Origin of the sequence: Streptomyces sp. NPDC017890 (assembly GCF_044328675.1) — a bacterium.
In the GTDB taxonomy this organism is placed as follows: Bacteria; Actinomycetota; Actinomycetes; order Streptomycetales; family Streptomycetaceae; genus Streptomyces.
The window spans coordinates 1-4,340 of record NZ_JBIRHU010000075.1; the positions used below are offsets into that span (position 1 = coordinate 1).

At 72.4% G+C, this 4,340-nt stretch carries 1 protein-coding gene; it reads right to left on the reverse strand.

The window, feature by feature from the left end:
• Positions 1-4,340: SDR family NAD(P)-dependent oxidoreductase (locus tag ACH4F2_RS35135; protein WP_398136741.1), on the reverse strand; the 4,340-nt coding region annotated here is incomplete at both ends.

A 4,340-nucleotide genomic window follows, 5' to 3' on the forward strand; every position in this document is an offset into this window, starting at 1 on the left:
GCCCACAACACCGGCTGGACCACGTCCACCCGCTCCAACGCCTCCGCATCACCGAGCACGTCGAACAACGACCACTCCACATGCGACGACAGAGCCTCCGCACACTCCCGCATCCGCTCCGCGAACACCGGCGACGAAGACATCAGCTCCGTAGCCATCCCGACCCACTGCGAACCCTGACCCGGGAACACGAACACAGACTTGCCGCGGCCTGCGCCGAGCACTCCCTCGGTGAGTGCCGCGTCCGAGCGGCCCACGGACAGGGCGTCGAGCGCGCCGAGGAGGGTGGCCCGGTCGGAGCCGGCGGCCACGGCACGATGGTCGAGCGCGGCCCGAGTCCGGAGGAGGGACCAGCCGATGTCACGGAGGTCGAGTTCGGGGTGGTCCTCCAGGTGCCGGTGCAGGCGCGCGGCCTGGGCACGCAGGGCGTTGCCGGTCTGCGCCGAGAGCAGGAGCGGAACGGCGCCGTGGCCGGCCTGTTCCTCGATGGGCGCGGCCGTCTCCGGTGTGTCTTCCGCGTCGGAGGCCGACGGTTCCTCGGCGGCCTGTTCCAGGACGACATGGGCGTTCGTGCCGCTGAAGCCGAAGGAGGACACTCCCGCGCGGCGCGGGCGGCCGTTCTCGGGCCACGGGGTCGCGGAGGTGAGGAGTTCCACCGCTCCGTCGGACCATTCGACACGGGACGACGGGGCGTCGATGTGCAGGCTGCGAGGCAGCAGTCCGTGCCGCATCGCCAGCACCATTTTGATCACGCCCGCCACACCCGCCGCCGCCTGCGCGTGCCCGATGTTCGACTTGATCGAGCCAAGCCACAGCGGATGTTCCGTGTCGCGTCCTTGACCGTACGTGGCGATGATGGCCTGGGCCTCGATCGGGTCACCGAGCGTGGTGCCGGTGCCGTGGGCCTCCACCGCGTCCACGTCGCCCGGTGCGAGGCGGGCGTCCGCCAGTGCTTGCCGGATGACACGCTGCTGCGAGGGACCGTTGGGGGCGGTGAGGCCGTTCGAAGCGCCGTCCTGGTTGACGGCGGAGCCGCGTACGAGGGCCAGGACCTGGTGGCCGTTGCGGCGGGCGTCGGACAGTCGCTCGACGAGCAGCATGCCGACGCCCTCACCCTGGCCGAAGCCGTCGGCGGACTCGGCGAAGGGCTTGCAGCGGCCGTCGGCGGCCAGCCCGCGCTGGCGGCTGAACTCGCTGAAGGTCGCCGTGGTCGCCATGACGGTCACACCGCCGGCGAGTGCGAGCGTGCACTCGCCGTTGCGCAGCGCCTGGACGGCGAGGTGCAGGGCCACCAGTGAGGACGAGCACGCGGTGTCGACGGTCATGGCCGGACCTTCGAGGCCGAAGGTGTAGGCGATGCGGCCGGACATGACGCTGGCCGCGTCGCCGGTGACGAGATAGCCCTCGATCTCCTCCGGGGCCCGCGCCACGGAGGCGCTGTATCCCTGCGGGTAGGAGCCGACGAAGACGCCTGCGGGGGTGCCCCGCAACGACGTCGGGTCGATACCCGCGCGCTCGAACACCTCCCAGGCGGCTTCCAGTACGAGCCGCTGCTGCGGGTCCATCGCGAGCGCCTCGCGCGGACTGATGCCGAACAGGGCCGGATCGAACCGTGCGGCGTCGTGCAGGAAGGAGCCCGCGGTGGTGTAGGAGGTGCCGGGGTGGTCCGGGTCGGGATCGTAGAGTCCGTCGAGGTCCCAGCCTCGGTCGGTGGGCAGGTCGGTGACCGCGTCGCGCTCGGCGACGAGCATCTGCCACAGGTCCTCCGGGGACGGCACGTCGCCCGGGAAACGGCAGCTCATCGCGACGATCGCTATCGGGTCGTCCTCTGAGCCGTCTTCCCCTTCCCCGGCGGTGGGCCGCCGCCCTACGAGGGCGTGGGAGGCCTGCTCCTCCGTTCCTCCGACGCCCACGAGTTCCGTTCGCAGGAACTCGACGAGCGCGGTCGGGGTGGGGCGGTCGAAGACCAGGGTGGCCGGGAGTTTGAGGCCGGTCACGCTCCTGAGGCGGTTGCGGAGTTGCACCGCTGTCACCGAATCGAAGCCGAGGTCCCGGAACGGCCTGCGCTCGTCGGCGGTCTCGTCGGCCGAGTAGCCGAGTACGGCGGCCACGTGGGTGCGTACGAGGTCGAGCAGGAGCGTGTCCTGTTCGGCGCGGCCGAGTCCGGCGAGGCGCTGGGCCAGTCCGGTCGGGGTGTCGTCGGCGTCCTGGGCCCGAGTGGTGCTCTTCCCTGCCGCGGCGACGATCCGGCGTACGTCGTCGAGCGCGTCGAAGAACCGGGTGGGCCGGCTCGCCGTGTACGCGGCGTGGAACCTCTGCCAGTCGATGTCGGCGACGGTCACGTACGTCTCGTCGCGGTCGAGAGCCTGCCGCAGTGCCGCGACGGCGACGTCGGGAGCCATCGTCGGTACGCCGTGGCGTCGGGCGACCTCGCCGATGCCGCTCTCGGCCATGCCGCCGTCGGCCCACGGCCCCCAGGCCACGGAGGTGGCGGTGAGGCCCTGGGCGCGACGGTGCTGGGCGAGCGCGTCGAGGTAGGCGTTGCCCGGTGCGTAGTTGCCCTGCCCGGAGGCTCCGAGGGTGCCCGCGAGCGAGGAGAACAGGATGAACGCGGACAGCTCGCGGCCCTGGGTGAGTTCGTGCAGGTGCTGTGCGGCTCGCACCTTGACCCGCTGGACCTGTTCCACCTGTTCGAGGTCGAGCAGGTCCAGGGCGGTGTCGTCCAGGACGGCCGCGGTGTGCACGACCGCGTCGACGGGATACTGGTCGAGCAGCTCGGCGAGGGCGGCGCGGTCACTGACGTCACAGGCCGCGAGGGTGACCCGGGTGCCGAGTCCGGTGAGTTCGGCGCGGAGTGCGTCGGCGCCGGGTGCGTCGGCGCCGCGTCGGCTGGTGAGCAGCAGGTGCTCGGCGCCCTCTGCGGCGAGCCAGCGGGCGATGTGTCCGCCGAGGGCGCCGGTGCCGCCGGTCACGAGTACGGTGCCCGTCGGGTGCCAGCGGCCCTCCTGCGGTCCGCCGCTGTGGGTTGCGTTGTCGCCCACGGGGTCGCGTTCGATGCGGCGCCCGTACGCGCCGGTGGCGCGCAGTGCGAGCTGGTCCTCCCCCGTACCGGCGGCGAGGATCGGGCCGAGCCCGCCGAGGGCTCGTTCGTCGGCGGTCGCGGGGAGGTCGACGAGACCGCCCCAGCGGCCGGGGCACTCCAGGCCGGCGACCCGGCCCATGCCCCACACCAGCGCCTGCGCCGGGTGTGTGACGGTGTCGCCGGGCCCGGCGGCCACCGCTCCCCGGGTCGCGCACCACATCGGTACCTCGGCACCGAGGTCACCGAGGGCCTGGAGCAGGAGCAGCGTGCCCGCCACTCCCGCGGGTACAGCGGGGTACGCGGGGTGCTGCCCGCCGTCGAGCGCCAGGAGCGACCACACGCCGACGGCGCCGGGAGCGTCCCGCAGCAGTTCGGCGGCGGCCGCGCGGTCGAGGGTACGTGGGTCGACGGTGTGCCGTACGACCTGGGCGCCACCGCGCTCCAGCGCGCTCAGCGTCCCCGTCACCACCTCGTCCTCGGCCAGGGATTCCGGGACGATCGCCAGCCAGGTTCCGGACAGCACCGAGGCCGCCGGTTCGGTGATGCGCTCCCACGTGACGCGGTACCGCCACGAGTCCACGGTGGACCGTTCGCGGTTTGCCCGCCGCCAGGACGACAGCCTTGGCATCAGCGAACTGAGCGGCTGGTCCCCGTCGACCTGGAGAAGCCCGGCCACCTCGGCCAGGTCCTCCTGCTCGATCGCGGTCCAGAACCTCTCCTCGGCCGGATCGGTGGCCGCGGCGACGGACTCGCGGTCCTGGGGAGCGGGCGCGGGCCAGTAGTGCTTGCGCTGGAAGGCGTAGGTGGGCAGGTCGACCCGGTGCCCGCCGGCCAGCAGCGGGGACCAGTCGACGGCCAGGCCGCGCACCCAGCCCTCCGCCAGCGACGTGACGAACCGGTCGAGGCCACCCTCGTCACGCCGCAGCGTGCCGAGCACGGCGATGTCCGCGCCGGCTTCTTCGAGCGTCTGTTCCATGCCGATGGTCAGCACGGGGTGGGCGGAGGCTTCGACGAAGAAGCGGTGGCCCTGCTCGGCCAGTGCCTTCGTCGCTTCCTCGAAGCGGACGGTCTGCCGCAGATTCGTGTACCAGTACTCCGCATCCATCACCGACGTGTCCAGCCAGTCCGCCGTCACCGTCGAGAAGAACGGCACCTCCGACGCGCGCGGCTCCAACCCGGCCAGCACGTCCAGGAGTTCCTCGCGGATGGCCTCCACATGCACCGAGTGCGACGCGTAGTCCACCGGAATACGACGGGC